At 61.4% G+C, this 19,162-nt stretch carries 32 protein-coding genes; 1 reads left to right on the forward strand and 31 read right to left on the reverse strand.

What is annotated here, in order from left to right; genetic code table 11:
* Positions 1-290: 290 nt before the first annotated feature.
* From rpsK to AC1RQC_RS31000, 29 genes are all read right to left on the reverse strand, one after another.
* A complete protein-coding gene (gene rpsK / locus AC1RQC_RS30860) occupies positions 291-692 on the reverse strand; it encodes a 30S ribosomal protein S11 (protein ID WP_006160430.1) in 402 nt (133 codons plus the stop codon).
* Between the two features lie 24 nt (positions 693-716).
* On the reverse strand, positions 717-1,082 hold the full coding sequence (gene rpsM / locus AC1RQC_RS30865) for a 30S ribosomal protein S13 (protein WP_006160431.1): 366 nt from the start codon (positions 1,080-1,082) through the stop codon (positions 717-719).
* A gap of 19 nt (positions 1,083-1,101) precedes the next feature.
* Entirely contained in the window at positions 1,102-1,218 is a 117-nt protein-coding gene (rpmJ, locus tag AC1RQC_RS30870) for a 50S ribosomal protein L36 (RefSeq protein ID WP_006160433.1), read from the reverse strand.
* A 31-nt stretch (positions 1,219-1,249) separates the two neighbouring features.
* A complete protein-coding gene (infA, locus tag AC1RQC_RS30875) occupies positions 1,250-1,468 on the reverse strand; it encodes a translation initiation factor IF-1 (RefSeq protein ID WP_006160436.1) in 219 nt (72 codons plus the stop codon).
* Positions 1,469-1,491: 23 nt separating this feature from the next.
* Positions 1,492-2,835 carry a preprotein translocase subunit SecY gene (gene secY / locus AC1RQC_RS30880; RefSeq protein WP_006160437.1) on the reverse strand — a complete coding sequence of 448 codons (1,344 nt, stop codon included), beginning with the start codon at positions 2,833-2,835 and terminating at the stop codon, positions 1,492-1,494.
* 48 nt (positions 2,836-2,883) lie between these two features.
* Positions 2,884-3,318, reverse strand: a complete 435-nt coding sequence (gene rplO / locus AC1RQC_RS30885; RefSeq protein WP_006160439.1) for a 50S ribosomal protein L15 — start codon at positions 3,316-3,318, stop codon at positions 2,884-2,886.
* A 22-nt stretch (positions 3,319-3,340) separates the two neighbouring features.
* Positions 3,341-3,523 (reverse strand): 50S ribosomal protein L30, encoded by a 183-nt coding sequence (gene rpmD, locus AC1RQC_RS30890; RefSeq protein WP_006160440.1) that lies wholly within the window; start codon positions 3,521-3,523, stop codon positions 3,341-3,343.
* Positions 3,524-3,536: 13 nt separating this feature from the next.
* Positions 3,537-4,055, reverse strand: coding sequence for a 30S ribosomal protein S5 (gene rpsE, locus AC1RQC_RS30895; RefSeq protein ID WP_006160449.1), 519 nt, complete (start codon positions 4,053-4,055; stop codon positions 3,537-3,539).
* Between the two features lie 21 nt (positions 4,056-4,076).
* Positions 4,077-4,433 (reverse strand): 50S ribosomal protein L18, encoded by a 357-nt coding sequence (rplR, locus tag AC1RQC_RS30900; protein ID WP_043350338.1) that lies wholly within the window; start codon positions 4,431-4,433, stop codon positions 4,077-4,079.
* Positions 4,434-4,444: 11 nt separating this feature from the next.
* The gene (rplF, locus tag AC1RQC_RS30905) at positions 4,445-4,978 is read right to left on the reverse strand and encodes a 50S ribosomal protein L6 (protein WP_043350342.1); all 534 of its coding nucleotides are present in this window, start codon (positions 4,976-4,978) and stop codon (positions 4,445-4,447) included.
* 10 nt (positions 4,979-4,988) lie between these two features.
* Positions 4,989-5,384, reverse strand: a complete 396-nt coding sequence (rpsH, locus tag AC1RQC_RS30910) for a 30S ribosomal protein S8 (protein WP_006160454.1) — start codon at positions 5,382-5,384, stop codon at positions 4,989-4,991.
* A 27-nt stretch (positions 5,385-5,411) separates the two neighbouring features.
* On the reverse strand, positions 5,412-5,717 hold the full coding sequence (gene rpsN / locus AC1RQC_RS30915) for a 30S ribosomal protein S14 (protein WP_006160456.1): 306 nt from the start codon (positions 5,715-5,717) through the stop codon (positions 5,412-5,414).
* Positions 5,718-5,726: 9 nt separating this feature from the next.
* Positions 5,727-6,269 (reverse strand): 50S ribosomal protein L5, encoded by a 543-nt coding sequence (gene rplE, locus AC1RQC_RS30920; protein WP_006160458.1) that lies wholly within the window; start codon positions 6,267-6,269, stop codon positions 5,727-5,729.
* A 25-nt stretch (positions 6,270-6,294) separates the two neighbouring features.
* Complete coding sequence (gene rplX / locus AC1RQC_RS30925; RefSeq protein WP_043350346.1) at positions 6,295-6,603, reverse strand: 50S ribosomal protein L24; 309 nt, start codon at positions 6,601-6,603, stop codon at positions 6,295-6,297.
* Between the two features lie 9 nt (positions 6,604-6,612).
* Positions 6,613-6,981, reverse strand: a complete 369-nt coding sequence (gene rplN / locus AC1RQC_RS30930; RefSeq protein ID WP_017225233.1) for a 50S ribosomal protein L14 — start codon at positions 6,979-6,981, stop codon at positions 6,613-6,615.
* A gap of 276 nt (positions 6,982-7,257) precedes the next feature.
* Entirely contained in the window at positions 7,258-7,536 is a 279-nt protein-coding gene (gene rpsQ, locus AC1RQC_RS30935; RefSeq protein WP_006160462.1) for a 30S ribosomal protein S17, read from the reverse strand.
* Positions 7,533-7,727: a 50S ribosomal protein L29 gene (rpmC, locus tag AC1RQC_RS30940; RefSeq protein ID WP_006160464.1), complete on the reverse strand. Its 195-nt coding sequence runs from the start codon at positions 7,725-7,727 to the stop codon at positions 7,533-7,535. The genes rpsQ and rpmC overlap by 4 nt, the downstream gene beginning before the upstream one ends.
* Before the next feature lie 11 nt (positions 7,728-7,738).
* Positions 7,739-8,155 (reverse strand): 50S ribosomal protein L16, encoded by a 417-nt coding sequence (gene rplP / locus AC1RQC_RS30945; RefSeq protein WP_006160465.1) that lies wholly within the window; start codon positions 8,153-8,155, stop codon positions 7,739-7,741.
* Positions 8,156-8,157: 2 nt separating this feature from the next.
* Entirely contained in the window at positions 8,158-8,964 is an 807-nt protein-coding gene (gene rpsC / locus AC1RQC_RS30950; RefSeq protein ID WP_006160467.1) for a 30S ribosomal protein S3, read from the reverse strand.
* A 9-nt stretch (positions 8,965-8,973) separates the two neighbouring features.
* The gene (gene rplV, locus AC1RQC_RS30955; protein WP_006160469.1) at positions 8,974-9,303 is read right to left on the reverse strand and encodes a 50S ribosomal protein L22; all 330 of its coding nucleotides are present in this window, start codon (positions 9,301-9,303) and stop codon (positions 8,974-8,976) included.
* Between the two features lie 9 nt (positions 9,304-9,312).
* Positions 9,313-9,588, reverse strand: a complete 276-nt coding sequence (rpsS, locus tag AC1RQC_RS30960) for a 30S ribosomal protein S19 (RefSeq protein WP_006160471.1) — start codon at positions 9,586-9,588, stop codon at positions 9,313-9,315.
* 21 nt (positions 9,589-9,609) lie between these two features.
* Positions 9,610-10,440 (reverse strand): 50S ribosomal protein L2, encoded by an 831-nt coding sequence (gene rplB / locus AC1RQC_RS30965; protein WP_043350353.1) that lies wholly within the window; start codon positions 10,438-10,440, stop codon positions 9,610-9,612.
* 2 nt (positions 10,441-10,442) lie between these two features.
* Positions 10,443-10,757 (reverse strand): 50S ribosomal protein L23, encoded by a 315-nt coding sequence (gene rplW, locus AC1RQC_RS30970; RefSeq protein WP_006160473.1) that lies wholly within the window; start codon positions 10,755-10,757, stop codon positions 10,443-10,445.
* Positions 10,754-11,374 carry a 50S ribosomal protein L4 gene (gene rplD, locus AC1RQC_RS30975; RefSeq protein WP_006160474.1) on the reverse strand — a complete coding sequence of 207 codons (621 nt, stop codon included), beginning with the start codon at positions 11,372-11,374 and terminating at the stop codon, positions 10,754-10,756. The genes rplW and rplD overlap by 4 nt, the downstream gene beginning before the upstream one ends.
* An 11-nt stretch (positions 11,375-11,385) precedes the next feature.
* Entirely contained in the window at positions 11,386-12,036 is a 651-nt protein-coding gene (gene rplC / locus AC1RQC_RS30980; protein WP_035870770.1) for a 50S ribosomal protein L3, read from the reverse strand.
* A 242-nt stretch (positions 12,037-12,278) separates the two neighbouring features.
* Positions 12,279-12,770 (reverse strand): flavin reductase family protein, encoded by a 492-nt coding sequence (locus tag AC1RQC_RS30985; RefSeq protein ID WP_492376021.1) that lies wholly within the window; start codon positions 12,768-12,770, stop codon positions 12,279-12,281.
* A gap of 1 nt (position 12,771) precedes the next feature.
* Complete coding sequence (locus AC1RQC_RS30990; protein WP_492376022.1) at positions 12,772-14,013, reverse strand: styrene monooxygenase/indole monooxygenase family protein; 1,242 nt, start codon at positions 14,011-14,013, stop codon at positions 12,772-12,774.
* A gap of 69 nt (positions 14,014-14,082) precedes the next feature.
* Positions 14,083-14,871, reverse strand: a complete 789-nt coding sequence (locus tag AC1RQC_RS30995; RefSeq protein WP_458762293.1) for an SDR family oxidoreductase — start codon at positions 14,869-14,871, stop codon at positions 14,083-14,085.
* Positions 14,872-14,983: 112 nt separating this feature from the next.
* A complete protein-coding gene (locus AC1RQC_RS31000; protein ID WP_492885584.1) occupies positions 14,984-16,213 on the reverse strand; it encodes a dienelactone hydrolase family protein in 1,230 nt (409 codons plus the stop codon).
* Between the two features lie 239 nt (positions 16,214-16,452).
* Here AC1RQC_RS31000 and AC1RQC_RS31005 point away from each other — a divergent pair, with 239 nt between their 5' ends.
* Positions 16,453-17,466, forward strand: a complete 1,014-nt coding sequence (locus tag AC1RQC_RS31005; protein ID WP_492376024.1) for an AraC family transcriptional regulator — start codon at positions 16,453-16,455, stop codon at positions 17,464-17,466.
* A gap of 102 nt (positions 17,467-17,568) precedes the next feature.
* On the opposite strand, the gene rpsJ is transcribed toward AC1RQC_RS31005, so the two are convergent.
* The gene (rpsJ, locus tag AC1RQC_RS31010; RefSeq protein ID WP_006160488.1) at positions 17,569-17,877 is read right to left on the reverse strand and encodes a 30S ribosomal protein S10; all 309 of its coding nucleotides are present in this window, start codon (positions 17,875-17,877) and stop codon (positions 17,569-17,571) included.
* 94 nt (positions 17,878-17,971) lie between these two features.
* Complete coding sequence (tuf, locus tag AC1RQC_RS31015) at positions 17,972-19,162, reverse strand: elongation factor Tu (protein ID WP_006164373.1); 1,191 nt, start codon at positions 19,160-19,162, stop codon at positions 17,972-17,974.

The following is a 19,162-nucleotide window of genomic DNA, read 5'->3' on the forward strand; positions in this document are numbered from 1 at the left end:
CGATCGCGGCGCCTTGTTTGACGCGCCGCGAGTCCGCCTTCTCCGCCCGTTTGAGGGACGCGTGAGTGGCAGACGGTGGGCTTATCCAGCGCATTCCCCTAAAGGACACGCGCAAAAGCATATGACTGGCTATTTGCACCAGGCGACAGACCAGCAGGCCAATCACCAGACACAAAAACGCAAAACGAAAACCTGCCGCAAAGCATATGCAGCAGGTCAACGTGCGATGCTACCACACCGGGCAGAGGGCGAGGAAGACCTCACCCGCAGCCCGGGTATCACACCGGCGCTTAGATCCGACGACGCTTGGGCGGACGGCAGCCGTTGTGCGGCACTGGCGTCACATCTTCGATAATCGAGATCTTGATGCCGAGCGCGTTCAACGCGCGCACAGCCGATTCACGGCCAGGGCCGGGGCCCTTGATGCGCACGTCCAGGTTCTTGATACCCTGGTCTTGCGCCACGCGGCCGGCGTTCTCTGCAGCAACCTGAGCTGCGAAGGGCGTCGACTTACGCGAACCCTTGAAGCCCTGGCCACCCGAGGTTGCCCATGCCAGGGCATTGCCCTGACGGTCGGTGATCGTGATGATGGTGTTGTTGAACGAAGCGTGGACGTGCGCAATGCCGTCGGCAACGTTCTTCTTGACCTTCTTACGCGCGCGCTGGGCGGCGTTATTCGGACCTTTTGCCATTAGTTTCTTCCTCTGCCTTCGGCTTTACTTCTTCAGAGCCACGCCGGCCTTACGCGGACCCTTGCGGGTACGGGCGTTGGTGCGGGTGCGCTGACCGCGCATCGGGAGACCCCTGCGGTGACGGACGCCACGATAGCAACCAAGGTCCATGAGACGCTTGATGTTCATCGTGGTTTCACGACGCAGGTCACCCTCAACCGTGGCCTTGGCTACTTCGTCACGAAGCTTTTCCAGGTCGCCGTCGGTCAGGTCCTTGACCTTCTTGTCAAAGGGAACGCCGGTGGCCACGCAAATCTTGCGGGCGCGCGAGCGGCCGATACCGTAAATAGCCGTCAGGCCAATCTCGGTATGCTTATGGTTCGGGATGTTAACCCCTGCGATACGTGCCATTCGTCAATCCTCTTTCCGATTAGCCTTGGCGTTGCTTGTGGCGGGGATCCGACGAGCAGATCACGCGCACGACACCGTTGCGCTTGATAACTTTGCAGTTGCGGCAAATGCGCTTAACAGAAGCCAGCACTTTCATGATTTTCCTCTTCCTTCAATTCCTGTTCGCTTCACTTCGTCCGAAAGACGATGCGCGCGCGTGACAGATCATATGGGGTCAGTTCAACCGTCACCCGATCACCCGGAAGAATCCGGATGTAGTTCATTCGCATCTTGCCGGAGATATGGCCCAGCACCACATGGCCGTTTTCCAGTTTGACGCGGAACGTCGCGTTGGGGAGGTTTTCCAGGACCTCCCCCTGCATCTGGATGACGTCGTCTTTTGCCATACCTAGCCTGTACCGACCCGGCTTCAGCGCAAGGTCAGATTACCCTTGAAATTCGCTTTCTTCAGCAGGGACTCATATTGCTGCGACATGACATAGGACTGGACCTGGGCCATGAAGTCCATCGTGACGACCACGATGATCAGCAACGAGGTTCCGCCAAAATAGAACGGAACGTTCCAGCGCAGTACCAGGAATTCCGGCAACAGGCAGACCAGTGTGATGTAGATCGCACCAGCCAGCGTCAGACGGACAAGAATCTTGTCGATGTAGCGCGTCGTCTGCTCGCCCGGACGAATGCCCGGAATGAAGGCACCGCTTTTCTTCAGGTTGTCCGCGACTTCCCGGCTGTTGTACACAAGAGCCGTATAGAAGAAGCAGAAAAATATAATTGCAGCAGCGTACAGCAGGATGTAGACCGGCTGTCCCGGCGAAAGCGTCGCAGCCAGGTCCTTGATGAACCGGCCGGCAGCGCTCGTCGAGTCAGACGTGAACCAGCCCGCGATGGTCGCCGGGAACAAGATGATCGACGATGCGAAGATCGGCGGAATCACCCCTGCCATGTTCAGCTTCAGCGGCAGGTGCGACGATTGACCGCCATACACCTTGTTGCCGACCTGACGCTTGGCATAGTTCACCAGGATCTTGCGCTGGCCACGCTCGACAAACACCACGGCGAAGGTAACACCGGCGATGATTGCCACGATCAGGATCGAAGCAATGATGCTCATGGAACCAGTGCGAACCAGTTCGAAGAGCCCGCCGATCGCGTTGGGCAAGCCCGCTGCGATACCGCCGAAGATGATGATCGAGATACCGTTGCCCAGACCCCGCTCGGTGATCTGCTCACCCAGCCACATCAGGAACATCGTACCGGTCACCAGCGTGATCACTGCCGTAGCCCGGAACATCAGGCCCGGATCGATCACCAGACCAGGCTGAGATTCCAGCGCGACCGCAATCGACAGCGCCTGGAAAGTGGCCAGAACCACCGTGCCGTAGCGCGTGTACTGCGTGATCTTGCGTTGACCCGCCTGCCCTTCCTTCTTCAACGACTCCAGCTGCGGCAGCACGATCGTCAGCAATTGCATGATGATCGACGCCGAGATGTACGGCATGATGCCGAGCGCGAAGACGGTAAAGCGCGACAGCGCACCGCCCGAGAACAGGTTGAACATCCCGAGGATGCCACCTGACTGACTCTGGAAAAGCTTCGCAAGCTGTTCCGGATCGATTCCCGGCACCGGAATATGCGCTCCGATGCGGTACACGATCAAGGCCAGCACCAGGAACATCAGCCGGCGCTTTAGGTCGCCGTACTTCGCCGTGTTCTTGGCTTGCGTGCTTGCATTGGGTTTCGCCGTGGCCAAACGATGCTCCGACTGTGACTCGCCTATGCTGCGAAATCTGCTGCTAAATTACGCCGCGATCTGACCGCCGGCGGCTTCGATCGCAGCCTTGGCACCAGCGGTGGCGCCCAGACCCTTGATCGTAACCTTGCGGGTCAGCTCACCAGCCTTGATGACCTTGGCGCTCTTGGCCAGCTCAGCCACCAGGCCAGCTTGCTTCAGAACCAGCAGGTCCACCTCGGTGGCTTCCAGGCGCTCGATATCACGCAGGGTCACTTCGGCGTTGAAGGCCTTCGTCAGCGACGTGAAGCCACGCTTCGGCAGGCGACGATACAGCGGCATTTGACCGCCTTCGAAGCCGACCTTGTGGAAGCCGCCCGAACGCGACTTCTGACCCTTGTGACCACGGCCGGCAGTCTTGCCCAGGCCGGAGCCGATACCGCGGCCGACGCGACGCTTGGCGTGCTTCGAACCGTCAGCCGGTTTCAGGTTGTTGAGTTGCATCTTGCTCTCCGTGTCCCGGGACTCAGGCCAGAACCTTGACCAGGTACGAGACCTTGTTGATCATGCCGCGCACGGCGGGCGTGTCCTGCAGCTCCGACACCGAATTGATACGGCGCAGGCCCAGGCCACGGACGGTGGCGCGATGATCCTCACGCGTGCCGATCAGGCTGCGCACGAGTTGCACTTTTACGGTTTGTTGCGACATTTCGTCCGACTCCTTAACCGAGGATGTCTTCAACAGACTTGCCACGCTTTGCGGCGATCTCGCCCGGCGTGCTCATCTTTTGAAGACCGTCCAGCGTGGCGCGAACCATGTTGTACGGATTGGTCGAGCCGTGCGACTTGGTCACGACGTTGGTCACGCCCATCACCTCGAAAATCGCGCGCATCGGGCCACCAGCGATCACGCCGGTACCTTCCTTGGCCGGCATCATCAGCACCTTGGCGGCGCCGTGCTTGCCAACGACTTCGTGTTGCAGCGTGCCGTTCTTCAGCGAGACCTTGACCATCTTGCGACGGGCTTCGTCCATTGCCTTCTGAACTGCAACCGGCACTTCCTTAGCCTTGCCCTTGCCCATGCCGATGCGGCCATCGCCGTCACCAACCACGGTCAGCGCAGCGAAACCGAGAATCCGGCCACCCTTCACCACCTTGGTGACACGGTTGACCGAGATCATCTTCTCGCGGAGGCCGTCGTCGCGTTCGTCCTGCTGGACTTTTGCTTGCATTTTTGCCATGACGTATCTCTCTATGTGCGCTTAGAACTTAAGGCCGGCTTCGCGTGCTGCGTCAGCCAGTGCCTTCACGCGACCATGGAAGCGGAAGCCGCCGCGATCGAACGCAACGGTTTCCACGCCAGCTGCCTTCGCCTTTTCGGCGATGCGCTTGCCAATCAGGGTCGCGGCGGCTGCGGTAGCACCGCTGCCGGTCAGTTCCTTGCGCACTTCTGCCTCGGCGGTCGAAGCCGATGCCAGCACTTGCGTGCCGCACGGCGAGTAGACCTGGGCGTAAATATGCGAATTCGTACGGAACACGGTCAGACGGTTGATCTTCAACTCCGCGATTTTGGCGCGGGTCTGACGTGCACGGCGCAAACGAGCGTCTTTCTTGTTCATGATTGCACCCCTTACTTCTTCTTGGTTTCCTTCAGGATGACGCGCTCGTCCGAGTAGCGAACGCCCTTGCCCTTATAGGGCTCAGGCGGACGGTACGCGCGGACTTCCGCAGCCACCTGACCGACTTTCTGCTTGTCCGCACCCTTGATGATGATCTCGGTCTGCGTGGGCGTTGCCGCCGTCACGCCTTCCGGCATCGCATGGATCACGTCGTGCGAGAAACCAAGCTGGAGCTTCAGCGCAGTACCTTGCAGCTGGGCACGATAGCCCACGCCGACCAGGTTAAGCTTGCGCTCGAAACCGGCGGTTACACCCTTGACCATATTGGCCACCAGGGCGCGCATGGTGCCCTGCAGTGCGTTTGCTTCGCGCGATTCATCAACCGGAGCGAAGGTCAGCGTGTCGTTTTCGACATTGACCTTGACCAGGCTGTGAATCGGCTGCGTCAGCGTGCCGAGCGGGCCCTTAACGGAGAGCACGCCAGCCGCCACATTGACTTCTGCGCCTTTGGGCAGCGCGATGGGAGCCTTACCTACACGGGACATGGTCTACTCCTTACGCGACGTAGCAAAGAACTTCGCCGCCCACGCCAGTGGCACGTGCCTTGCGATCGGTCATCAGACCCTGGGGGGTCGAGATGATTGCGACGCCGAGGCCGTTCATCACTTGGGGGATGTCGCTGCGGCCCTTGTACACACGCAGACCAGGCTTCGAGACGCGTTCAATGCGCTCGATGACCGGGCGGCCAGCGTAGTACTTCAGACCGATGCTCAGTTGTGCCTTGCCGCCTTCTTCTTTCACGGCGTAGTCGTCGATGTAGCCTTCGTCCTTAAGGACCTTGGCGATTGCCACTTTCAGCTTCGACGACGGCATGACAACCGACACTTTCTGCACGCCTTGGGCGTTGCGGATGCGCGTCAGCATATCGGCGATAGGATCGCTCATGCTCATACTGTTTCTCCTGTAGCCTGTGCGTAATTACCAGCTGGCTTTCGTCAGACCCGGGATTTCGCCACGGAAGGCGATTTCACGGATCTTATTACGCGCCAGGCCAAACTTGCGGAAGGTACCGCGGGGACGACCGGTGATCGCGCAGCGGTTACGCTGGCGAGTCGGGTTCGCGTTGCGCGGGAGCTGCTGCAGCTCGAGACGCGCGCTATAACGCTCTTCTTCCGACTTCTCTTGGTCGTCGATAATGGCCTTGAGGGTCGCACGCTTGTCGGCATACTTTGCCACGAGCCTAGCGCGCTTCTTCTCACGTTCAATCAGAGCCAATTTAGCCACGGTTACCCCTTAATTACGGAACGGGAACTTGAATGCTGCGAGGAGTGCCTTGGCTTCCTCGTCATTCTTCGCCGTCGTCGTGATGCTGATGTTCAGACCACGCAGTGCGTCGATCTTGTCGTACTCAATTTCGGGGAAAATGATCTGCTCTTTCACACCGATGTTGTAGTTGCCACGACCATCGAACGAGCGGCCCGAAACACCACGGAAGTCACGCACGCGCGGCAGGGCCACGGTCACGAGACGATCCAGGAATTCGAACATGCGTTCGCCGCGCAGCGTCACCATCGCGCCGATGGGATAACCCTGGCGGATCTTGAAGCCGGCGATTGCCTTCTTGGCCTTGGTCACCACCGGCTTTTGGCCGGCGATCTTGGTCAGGTCGCCCACGGCCAGCTCAATGACCTTCTTGTCATTGATGGCTTCGCCAAGGCCCATGTTCAGGGTGATCTTGGTGATGCGCGGCACTTCCATGACCGACTTGAAGCCGAATTGCTCGATCAGCTTCGGTACTACTTGTTCTTTGTAAAACTCTTGCAGACGTGCAGTCATGCTCAACTCCTATCTGTGCCCAGAATCAAGCTGCCACGACGGCACCGGTGGTCTTCAGCACGCGTACACGCTTGCCGTCTTCCACCTTGATACCGACGCGCGACGGCTTGCCATTGGCATCCACGAGCGCAACGTTAGAAATATGCAGCGGCATGACCTTGTCGACCACACCACCGGTGGTGCCCAGCATGGGGTTCGGACGTGCGTGCTTCTTAGCAACGTTGACGCCTTCCACCACAACCTTCTCGCCGAGCATGGCTTGCACGGTGCCGCGCTTGCCCTTGTCTTTTCCGGTCAGGACGATGACTTCGTCGCCTTTACGAATCTTGTTCATGGCGGCTCCTTACAGCACTTCCGGCGCGAGCGACACAATCTTCATGAAGCGCTCGGTACGGAGTTCACGAGTCACCGGCCCGAAAATACGGGTGCCGATCGGCTCGAGCTTGGTGTTCAGCAAGACAGCGGCATTGCTGTCGAACTTGACGAGCGAACCATCAGCGCGACGCACGCCCTTGGCGGTGCGCACGACGACGGCGTTGTAAATATCGCCCTTCTTCACGCGACCGCGCGGCGCTGCGTCCTTAACGGTCACCTTGATGATGTCGCCCACGCTCGCATAGCGGCGCTTGGACCCACCCAGCACTTTGATGCACAGAACTTCGCGCGCACCAGTGTTATCGGCTACTTCGAGCCGGCTTTCTGTCTGAATCATGGTGTTATCTTCCCAACTTAATCCACCGGGCAACGCCCGCCGGTCAGTCTTGGTCCCGTCAGCCCCTGGCTTTGCGCCAGCAACCGTTTGGGTTGATCAACTTTGAAGTCGGTAGTTACCAGGCGGCCTGAACATGGTTAATCAGGAGCCGCTCGGCTAGGTTCGCTTCACCGATTCGCCGGGGTGATACAACTAAGGCGAATGCAACAAAGCGGAAGTCCAGGATTATAGCACATAACCCTGGACTCGCAAGTCAACCGAAAACCGTGTGGTTTTTTAGATGACGCGCGCAGCTTCGACCAGACGGGAAACCACCCAGGACTTGGTCCGCGACAGCGGACGCGTTTCCTGGATCTCGACCTTGTCGCCTTCCTTGTACTGGTTGGCTTCGTCGTGTGCGTGGTACTTCTTGGAACGCAGCACGTACTTGCCGTACAGAGGATGCTTGACGCGGTTTTCGATCAAGACCGTGACGGTCTTGTCCATCTTGTCGCTAACTACCCGACCGACCAGCGTGCGGCGAAGCGACGATTCCGTTTGTGCAGTTTCAGTCATTTCGAGGTCGCCTTTTCGTTCAGCACGGTTTGCACCCGCGCGATGTCCTTGCGCACCTTCTTCAGCTGGCTGGTGTTCTGCAGCTGTTGGGTGGCCTTTTGCATGCGCAGGCTAAATTGGGCCTTCAGCAGCTCGGAGAGCTCCTGGTTCAGCCCTGCGGCATCTTTGCCGCGAAGTTCGGATGCTTTCATCCCTGCTCTCCTTACGTCCCGACCTGGCGCACCACGAAATTGGTAGCGATCGGCAGCTTGGCGGCGGCGAGGCGGAACGCCTCACGAGCCAGCTCTTCCGTCACGCCATCCATTTCGTACAGCATCTTGCCCGGCTGGATTTCTGCCACGTAGTATTCCGGATTACCCTTACCGTTACCCATACGGACTTCGGCGGGCTTCTTCGAGATCGGCTTGTCCGGGAAAATCCGGATCCAGATGCGGCCGCCACGCTTGATGTGACGGGTCATCGCACGACGTGCCGACTCGATCTGACGAGCCGTCAGACGACCACGGCCCATCGCCTTCAGGCCGAATTCGCCGAAAGACACGGCGTTGCCACGGGTAGCCTTACCCGTGTTGCGGCCTTTCTGCTCCTTGCGGTATTTTCTGCGCTTAGGTTGCAGCATCGTTATTCTCCACTCTTCGCATCTGCGCCAGGAGCGCGGCGACCTGCACCGGCACCCGCGCCACCGCGGCGGTTGCCACCCGGACGGCCGCCTTCGCCTTCACGGCGACGACCATCAGGACGACCACCCGGGCGACGACGACGATCGTCTTGCGGCTCTTCCACCACCGGCGCATCGTTGCGGCCGAGGTGATCACCCTTGTAGACCCACACCTTGACACCGATGATGCCGTAGGTGGTTTCTGCTTCGGAGAAGCCGTAGTCGATGTCGGCGCGCAGGGTGTGCAGGGGCACACGACCTTCGCGATACCACTCGGTACGAGCGATTTCGATGCCGTTCAGACGACCGGCGCTCATGATCTTGATGCCCTGGGCACCGAGGCGCATCGCGTTCTGCATCGCGCGCTTCATTGCGCGGCGGAACATGATACGGCGCTCGAGCTGCTGGGTGATCGAGTCGGCGATCAGCTGCGCATCGGTTTCCGGCTTGCGGATTTCCTCGATGTTCACGTGCACGGGCACACCCATGCGGCGTTGCAGCTCGGCCTTGAGCAGTTCGATGTCCTCACCCTTCTTGCCGATCACCACGCCCGGACGCGAGCTATAAATGGTGAGACGTGCATTACGGGCGGGGCGCTCGATCACGACGCGGCCAACCGAAGCGTTCTTGAGCTTCTTCTTCAGAAACTCGCGAACTTCGATGTCTTCCTTCAGCATGCCGGCGAACTTCGTGTTGTTGGCGTACCAACGCGAAGCCCAGTTACGGCTGACGGCCAGACGGAAGCCAGTCGGATGAATCTTCTGTCCCATCGTGACTCCTTAGTTGCCGAGCGTCACAGTGATGTGACAAGTTTGTTTCTCGATGCGGTTGCCGCGGCCCTTTGCTCGTGCCGTGAAACGCTTGAGCGAGGTTGCCTTGTCGACGAAGATGGTCTTGACCTTCAGTTCGTCGATGTCGGCGCCTTCGTTGTGCTCGGCGTTGGCGATGGCCGATTCGACCACCTTCTTCACGATGACGGCCGCCTTTTTCGGGCTGAACGTCAGGACGTTGAGCGCGCGTTCGATCGGCAGACCGCGGATCTGGTCAGCGACCAGGCGCGTTTTCTGGGCGGAGATGCGGGCACCGCGATGAATCGCTTTCACTTCCATGATGGCACCTTACCTCTTCGCTTTCTTGTCAGCCGCGTGGCCCTTGAACGTACGCGTGAGCGCAAATTCACCGAGCTTGTGGCCAACCATGTTTTCCGAAACATACACCGGCACGTGTTGACGGCCGTTATGTACGGCGATCGTCAGGCCGATGAAGTCCGGCAGAATGGTCGAGCGACGCGACCAAGTCTTGATGGGCTTCTTGTCCTTGCCGGCTGAGGCCGCTTCCACCTTTTTCAGCAGGTGGGCGTCACAGAACGGACCCTTTTTTGCGGAACGTGTCATGTCTAGGCTCCTACCTACCGATTAACGCTTGTGGCGGCGCTGCACGATCATGCTGGCAGTGCGCTTGTTGCTGCGGGTACGGTAACCCTTAGCCGGGGTACCCCACGGCGAAACGGGGTCACGACCAGCAGCGGTCTTGCCTTCACCACCACCGTGCGGGTGGTCCACCGGGTTCATCACAACGCCGCGAACCGTCGGGCGGATACCGCGCCAACGATTTGCACCGGCCTTGCCGATGACGCGCAGGCTATGCTCTTCGTTACCGACTTCACCGATGGTGGCGCGGCATTCGATGTGAACGCGACGCACTTCACCGGAGCGCAGGCGAACCTGAGCGTAGATGCCTTCACGAGCCAGCAGCACAGCGGAGCCGCCAGCGGCGCGAGCGATCTGAGCGCCCTTGCCCGGCAGCATTTCCACGCAGTGGATGGTGGTACCAACCGGAATGTTGCGGATCGGCAGGTTGTTACCCGACTTGATCGCAGCTTCCGAGCCGTTCATCAACGCTTGGCCAACTACCATGCCCTTGGTGGCAATGATGTAGCGGCGCTCGCCGTCGGCGAACAGCACCAGCGCGATATTGGCGCTGCGGTTCGGATCGTATTCCAGGCGCTCGACCTTGGCGGCGATGCCGTCCTTGTCGTTGCGCTTGAAGTCGACCACGCGGTAATGGTGCTTATGACCACCGCCCTTGTGGCGAGTGGTGATGTGACCGTTGTTGTTACGGCCCGACTTCTGGAATTGCTTTTCCAGCAGCGGAGCGTGGGGCGCGCCCTTGTGCAGGTTGTGGTTAACAACCTTTACCATGGAGCGACGGCCCGGGGACGTCGGCTTGGTCTTGACGAGTGCCATGATTACTTGGCCTCCGCTTCAAAATTGATTTCCTGACCCGGCTTGAGCGAAACGTAAGCCTTCTTCACGTGGTTGCGACGCCCCATGAAACGGCCAAAACGCTTTTGCTTGCCCTTTTGGTTCAGGATCTGAACGGACTGCACCTCGACCTTGAACAGCAGTTCGACTGCCGCCTTCACGTCTGCCTTGTTGGCATCGCGAGCGACTTCGAACACGACTTGTTCGTTCTTGTCGGCGACCAGGGTTGCCTTTTCGGAAACCACCGGCGCGAGCAGCACCTGCATCAAACGATGATCGTTCTTGGCTACTTGCGTCATTTCAGCAACTCCTCGATCTGCGCGACGGCTGCCTTGGTCACCAGCACCTTCTTGTAGTGCACGAGCGACAGCGGGTCAGCCTGGCGCGGCTCGACAACCGCCACGTGCGGCAGATTGCGCGAAGCCAGGTAGAGGTTTTCGTCGAGGCTGTCGGTGATGATCAGCACCGAGTCCAGGCCCATGGCCTTGAACTTGTCGGCCAAGAGCTTGGTCTTGGGCGCATCGACGGTGAAACCGTCCACCACGTTGATACGACCTTCACGTGCGAGCTGCGAGTAAATCGAGCGCATGCCGGCACGGAACATCTTCTTGTTGACCTTCTGCGTGAAGTTCTCTTCCGGCGAATTCGGGAAGATACGGCCGCCCCCGCGCCACAGCGGCGAGGAAGACATACCGGCACGGGCGCGACCCGTACCCTTCTGGCGCCAAGGCTTCTTGGTCGTGTGCTTGACCTCTTCACGGTCCTTCTGCTTACGGTTACCGCTGCGAGCGTTAGCCTGGTAAGCGACGACGACCTGGTGAACGAGGGCTTCGTTGTAGTCACGGCCGAAGACTTCGGGCGAGGCGTCAACGCCTGCGCCGATCTGGCCATTGTCCTGGAGGAGCTTGAGTTCCATTGATTCGCTCCTTAAGCTTTGGCTTTGGCCTTGACGGCCGGGGTAACGATAACCTTGCCGCCCTTGGAGCCGGGAATGGCGCCCTTGACCAGCAGCAGCTTGCGCTCTGCGTCGATCTTGGCGATTTCCAGGTTCTGGACGGTGCGGGTGACGTCACCCAGATGGCCAGTCATGCGCTTGCCGGGGAACACACGGCCCGGATCCTGCGCCATACCGATGGAACCCGGCACGTTGTGCGAACGCGAGTTACCGTGGGTGGCACGACCCGATGCGAAATGGTGACGCTTGATGGTACCGGCGTAGCCCTTACCGATGGTCACGCCCTGGACGTCGATCTTTTGACCGACTTCGAACAGGTCAACCGACAGCGTGCCGCCGGGTTGCAGTTCGCCAGCCTTAGCGGCATCGATGCGGAATTCGCGGATGATTTCACCAGCTTCAACACCAGCTTTGGCAAGGTGACCTGCCAGGGGCTTGGTGACGCGGCTAGCGCGGCGTGCGCCGAAAGTGACTTGAACCGAGGTATAACCGTCGGTCTCGTCCGTCTTGATTTGTGTCACGCGGTTGTCGCCGACCTCGACCACGGTAACGGGAATTGAATCGCCGTCGTCCGTGAAAATACGGGTCATGCCAACCTTGCGACCTACAAGGCCAAGGCTCATGGTTTGCTCCATTCCCAGCTGCGATTGGCCGGGGCTGATTAATACACGAAAACAGTGTTTGCAGTGCGGGGCTTGCGCTGAAGAAGACTGCGCGCGGCCAAACTGGCCAGCCCACTACCCATAGACAAACGGGTAGCCTTACACTATATCGCGTAGATTTGGAAAGAGCAAGCGTGGATTGACAAGTATGCGTATGCGGGAGCGTACGGGGCGGTGTTGTTTTGTAGCGTTTTCGCGTGCTCCTATCGCCCCAGCTGCACAAATTCCCCGCCGAAGAACACCAGCGGCTCGCCCTCCCCTATCTCAAACCCCTCCACCTGGCCCACGATCAGCAAGTGATCCCCGACGGCATCGGCGCGCTCCACCCGGCACGCCAGGGTGGCCAGGGCATCATTGAGATAAGGCACGCCACGCTGGCATCGCCGATGGGCGACTCCGGCAAACTTGTCGTCTGCGGGCTTGGCAAAGCGCCGGGCGAGCTCGCCGTGCCCCGCCCGCAGGATGCTGACGCCGAAGGGGTTCCCCGGCGTGAAACGCGCCGCGTTCGGCGAATGCAAGGCGAGGCTCCACAGGATCAGCGGCGGCGCCAGCGACAGCGAGGCAAAAGAGTTAATGGTCAGGCCGATCGGGCGGTCATCAGCACCGCAGGCCCCGATGACCGCCACGCCGGTGGCGTACCGGCCACAAGCTTGACGCAGTGCCTTGGGGTCGAGCACAGCACAGGCGGCGTCCATCTCAGGCTGCCTGCGGCAAATGCCGGTCGATCAGTTGCTGGCAGGCGGTAGGGTCAGCCCACCAGGGGAAGAAGTCCGGCGGGTTGTCGAAGCCGTTGGCGATGCGTGCGGCCAGCGCCGGCGCCTGCCCGGCCGCGCCCAGCAATGCCAGGATGTGCGGCGGCGGCGGCGTGAGCAGCGAGTTGGTCCAGTTCACGACGTCACCGGCGTAATGCCAGTAACTGGCGAAGGTCTGCGTCATCCAGGCGGCGTCGAAGGCACGATCGCCGCGCGCGACGATCGCCTCCAGATACACCTTGCAGCATTTGGCGGCGTTGTTCGAGCCCTGTCCGGTGATGGGGTCGTTGACTACCACTGCGTCCGCCATGCCGAACACCAGCCGGCCGGACGGCAGCGTCATGACCGGGTGGCGCACGGTTGGCGTGAACCGGCCGGCGAGGATGCCCTGCTCATCGGTCAGCGTGACATTTTCACAGCGTTGCGCTTCCCATGGCAACCAGGTGCGAAGGATGCGCAGGCTTTCGGCAAGGTGCTGCTCGGGCGTACGCGCCTCAGCCCATTGGTCCATGGGTCCGCCCGGTATGCCCTCGAACACCATGATCTCGCAAGGTCCGCTCAAGGTCAGCGCGGGGAACACAAAGTATTCGCCGATGCCGGGAATCAGGTTGAAGCAAACCCGCGAATACGGCGTGCGCGGCGTCATGCCGTTCACATAGGTCAAGGCCAGCGCGCGTTGCGGCGCGCTAAAGGGACTGCGCGCGGCGTCACGCTCGAAGCGGCTGACGATTTCGCCCTTGCCGGCGGCGAGCAGGACCAGATCGTGCTCAAGTGTCAGCGCCTCGAGCTCATCGATGCCGGCATCGGCGATGCGCAGGTCGCCGCCACGCTCTGCGAAGGCCTCCATCCAGGCTGGCATCTTGACGCGTTGGTCCACGGCCTGCGCCGGCCGCTCGAGCCGGGCGGCCCAGTCGATCAGCCTGGCACCAACCTGCTCCGGATGCGGAATCGCCAGGCCAATGCCTTCTACGGGGGGGCAGCTATCGTCCCACCAGTTCAGCCCAAGCTCGCGCTCGGCCTGCAACGCGCGATCGAACATGCATTGGCTGGACATGACCTTGCCCGCCCTGACCTGGTCCGGCGTTCGATTGGTCAGCAGTGTGACCTGATAGCCTTTGGCTTGCAGCCCGAGGGCCATCTGCAGGCCTGACTGGCCTGCCCCGATGATGGCAATGCGTTGGCTCATGGCAATCTCCTACTGGATATTCAGGATGAAAATCGAAGCCCCGGATTTGGGGGATGCTCGATGCCGGCGTCAATCGGCCAGCCTGGGAATGGCGGGCACGTTCTGCTCGGGCCCCATCGCCGAGTAGCCGCCGTCCACCGCATAGTCCGCGCCGGTCACAAAGCTGGCGTGGTCGGAACAGAGGAACAACACGACCTGCGCCACTTCGTCGGGCTCGCCAACGCGGCCAAGGAGGTGGAAGTCCGCCGCCACGCGATCGGTGCGCTCGCGGTTGCCACCGCTGACCTCGTCCATCAGCCGGCACCAGGTCCAGCCGGGAGAAACGGCGTTGACCCGGATGCCATCGGGCGCGAGATCCATCGCCATGCTGCGGGTAAGTTGCCGGATGGCAGCCTTGGAGGCCGGATAGAGCCAGCGGCCCGTCTGCCCCACATTGGCGGAAATACTGGTGAAGTTGACGATGGCGCCACCGCCGCGTGCCCGCATGGCCGGGTGCACGGCCTGCGCCAGCATCACCCCGGAAACCACGTTGACGTCCAGCGCCGCAAGCCAGTCGCGCCGTCCTGATTTGAAGCCGTCGTCCAGATAGGTGCACGCCAGGTTGACCAGGTAGTCAACGCCACCGAAGTGCTGGCTCACCCGGGCAACCGCCGCGGCCACCTGGGCATCGTCGGTGATGTCCGTGTGGACGAACAACGCCCGCTCGCCCAACGCGGCAGCTGCCCGCTCGCCGCCGCTGGCATCGATGTCGAGAATGGCCACTCGCGTGCCGGCCTCGACGAAGGCGCTGGCCACGCCCGCGCCGATCAACGTAGCACCACCGCTGATGATGGCCACTTTGTCCCGCAGTCCTTTCATGACGCTGTCTCCTGGTTGTCTTGGACGCTGCCCGGCTGCCGCCTTGCGACAGCACGTGCCGGGTGCGGCCTTTTGCTTTTCTGTGATGCGTGGTACTTGCCCTTATGGGCTCTTACTTGCCTTCGCTCTCCTGCCAGCGCGCCATCAGCGTGTTGGAGGGCAGCGTTTCGTCGAGCAGCTTGCGTGCGGTCTCCACACCTGCCACGGGCAGGCCGGCCGGATCGAGCATGCCGATCTGCACCAGCACGCTCGCCTGGTCCCAGTAGATATGCTCGTGGTAAAGCTTATCGCCGCGGAACTTGACGATGGCGATGAGGGGAATCTCCACCCGCTTGCCAGTGGGCGCCACGCCAGGCAGCATCCAGTCGACCTCGCAGGTATGCGTAAAGCAGAACAGCATCTCGTCGACGATCTGGCTGGCACCCACGGTGCGCGACAGCGGAATCAGGCTGGTATCGGGCGGATTGCTGTTGACGAAATGGTTCTGGTAGAAGCGTTTGAGCTGCCGGTGGCCGACGCCGCCTGTCATGGTCGGGATATGGTTCACGTAGGGTTCCGACACCATCGTCGCCATCGTGGCGTCGACATCGCGGGTGGCGAACTCGTATTCGCAGTGCTTGTCCCACAGGGCTGAGAAATCGTAGTGCGGACCCATCTCTGCGCGCAGCGCGGCTATCGAGCGCTGATGCGCCATCAGCGCCGATGGGTGGTCGAAATGCTCGCCGCCGGTGCGCGCGAACGCGTGGTCCACGCCTGGATAAACGTACAACTCGATGCCGTCCTTGCCGCCCAAGCCTGCGCGGATCTTCGCCTGCGCCTCCGGTGGGCAGAAGCCGTCACGCTCGGCCACATGCAGCACCAGCCGCCCCTGGATATTGACCGCCTCGTCCAGCGCGCGCTCGATGCCGACGCCGTAGTACGCCACGGCGCAGGCCACGCCATCCAGGCGGCAAGCAGCCAGATAGGCGAGCTTCCCGCCCAGGCAAAAACCGAGCACCCCGGTCTGGCCCACGCATTCAGGACGGGCCCGCAGCGCATCCAGCGCCGCACCGACATCCTTGACGCCGAGTGCCTCATCGAAGCGCTGATACAAGCCCAGGGCGCGCTGAAAGTCCTCACCGCGATCGCCCAGTTCGATGCCGGGGGCGATACGCCAGAACAAGTCCGGCACCAGCACCGTGTAGCCTTCCTCGGCGTAGTAGTCCGCCACCGCGCGCATGGTGGCATTGACGCCGAAGATTTCCTGGCACAACACGATGCCGGGTCCCTTGCCCGATGGGGGCGTGGCAAGGTAGGCGTTGAATGCGCCGTCGGCGGCGTGGATCTGGATAGTCTGGCCCATGGGCTGCGCTCCTTTGTCTTTGGGGGTTGGGGCTGCCGTGCTGGATTCCATCATGGGCGATCCGCACCGCAGCAAACTAGCCGCGGGCTGCAGCGGCTATCCGATTAGTGCAGGAAAATGCCGGCATGGGCAAGGGGCGCCGGGAAGCGATCCACTATAGTGGTGTGAAGGAATCCGCCCGCAGGCTGGCCGGGCCCAATGTACTAAGCGGCGCGCCAATGACGCCGAGGAGCGAGACAATGCCTCAGCCCCCCGCGGCCACGGCCACCGAGCCGCTGGCACGCACCCTGCTATCCGACCCCACCCGGCTGGTCTTTGCCTCGACCGACCAGGCCCAGACGCGCGCAGCGGTGGGTACGGTTTTCAAGCCGCACAAGCTCACCATCGGCGGCACGACGCTGGCTGCCCGCATGCATCATGCGCCGCTTGGCGCCGTGTCCTTCAACCGGCTGGCCTATGGCGCGGAGGCCCAGATCGAGCCGGGGCCGCTCGATGATTTCCTGCTGGTGCAGATGCCGCTGGCGGGCCATGCGCAGATCCATTGCGGCCCGCAGCAGATCCTCTCCGACCGCGACATGGCCTCGGTGCTCACGCCGAGCGACCCCGTGCGGATGCGCTGGAGCCACGACAGCGACCAGTTGATCGTGCGCGTGGAGCGCGGTGCGCTGGAGCGGGTATGTGCGGCGCACCTCGGCCATCGGCCACAGGCACCGCTGCGCTTTGAGCTTGGGATGGGTTGGCGCCGCCTGGCGGCCTGGTACCAGCTGATGCACTACGTGGCCGACCTGCTGGCGCTGGCGCCGGACGCGGCGCGGCATCCGCTGACTGCCTGCCAGCTGGAGCAGTTGGTGATCGGCACGTTGTTGACAGTGCAGCCCCACAGCCTGGCGGAGGCAATGCGGGCACGGGGCAAACCGCTGGCGCCGCGCCACGTGAAGCAGGTTGAGGAGTACATCCATGCCCACGCGCAGGCGCCGCTGACCCCCGCCCTGCTGGCGGAAATCGCCGGTGTGAGCCTGCGCGGGCTCTATGCTGGCTTTCGGGAGCACCGCGGCATCAGCCCGATGGCCTACCTGCGCGCGGTGCGACTGGAGCGTGTTCGCCATGACCTGCTGAACGACCCGGCGATCGACTCGGTCACGGCTGCGGCCCTGCGCTGGGGCTTCAGCCATCTGGGGCGCTTCAGCGTGGAATACCGCAAAAGTTTTGGCGAACCGCCGGGGCAAACACTGCGCCGACGCGGGCCCGCTTAGGCCGCATTCATTCAGGTGGGAACACAAAAACAAAAACGGCGAACCGAAGTTCGCCGTTTTTGTTTGCGCAAAACCGCTTGGGGCGGTCTTGTGCCGAATACCTTACACCTTGATTTCGACGTCGACGCCGGCCGGCAGGTCGAGCTTCATCAGTGCGTCAACGGTCTTGTCGGTAGGATCGACGATGTCCATCAGGCGCTGGTGAGTACGGATCTCGAACTGATCACGGCTCGTCTTGTTGACGTGCGGCGAACGCAGGATGTCGAAGCGCTGGATACGGGTCGGCAGGGGCACCGGGCCCTTGACGATCGCGCCGGTGCGCTTGGCGGTATCCACGATTTCGGCTGCCGACTGGTCGATCAGGCGATAGTCGAAAGCCTTCAGGCGGATACGGATCTTCTGGTTCTGCATGATATTTCCTTAAAAGAGCGATGGGCGGCGTGCGCCCTGGAACATGGGAACAAGCCGACGGTATTGTACCGCCAGCCTGCTCCAGGAAGTTTGCTTAGTCGAGGATCTTTGCCACGACGCCGGCGCCGACGGTACGACCGCCTTCACGGATGGCGAAACGCAGGCCTTCTTCCATGGCGATCGGGGCAATCAGCTTGACCGTGATCGACACGTTGTCACCCGGCATGACCATTTCCTTGTCCTTCGGCAGCTCGATCGAGCCAGTCACGTCGGTCGTACGGAAGTAGAACTGCGGGCGGTAGTTGTTGAAGAACGGGGTGTGGCGGCCGCCTTCGTCCTTCGACAAGATGTAGACCTCGCCGGTGAAGTGCGTGTGCGGCTTGATCGAACCCGGCTTGCACAGCACTTGGCCGCGCTCGACGTCTTCGCGCTTCGTGCCGCGCAGCAGCAGACCCACGTTGTCGCCTGCTTGACCTTGGTCCAGCAGCTTGCGGAACATTTCCACGCCGGTGCAGATGGTCTTGACCGTCGGCTTGATACCAACGATTTCGATTTCTTCACCAACCTTGATGATGCCGCGCTCGATACGACCGGTCACAACCGTGCCACGGCCCGAGATCGAGAACACGTCTTCCACCGGCATCAGGAAGGTACCGTCGATGGCACGTTCCGGCGTCGGGATGTAGCTGTCCAGCTGTTCGGCCAGGGCCAGAATGGCTTGCTCGCCCAGTTCGCCCTTGTCGCCTTCCAGTGCCAGCTTGGCCGAACCCTTGATGATCGGGGTGTCGTCGCCGGGGAATTCGTACTTGGACAAGAGCTCGCGCACTTCCATTTCGACCAGCTCGAGCAGCTCGGCGTCGTCGACCATGTCGCACTTGTTCAGGAACACGATGATGTAAGGCACGCCAACCTGGCGGGCCAGCAGGATGTGTTCGCGGGTCTGGGGCATGGGGCCGTCAGCGGCCGAGCACACCAGGATCGCGCCGTCCATCTGTGCGGCGCCCGTGATCATGTTCTTCACATAGTCAGCGTGGCCCGGGCAGTCAACGTGTGCGTAGTGGCGGTTAGCCGTTTCGTACTCGACGTGGGCGGTGTTGATGGTAATACCGCGTGCCTTTTCTTCCGGCGCTGCGTCGATTTCGTCGTACTTCTTGGCCGAACCGCCAAACTTGGCTGCCAGCACCGTGGCAATTGCTGCCGTCAGGGTGGTCTTGCCGTGGTCAACGTGACCGATCGTGCCAACGTTCACGTGCGGCTTAGTCCGCGAGAACTTTTCCTTTGCCAT

It is taken from the genome of Cupriavidus sp. GW822-FHT03E04, from assembly GCF_058801495.1.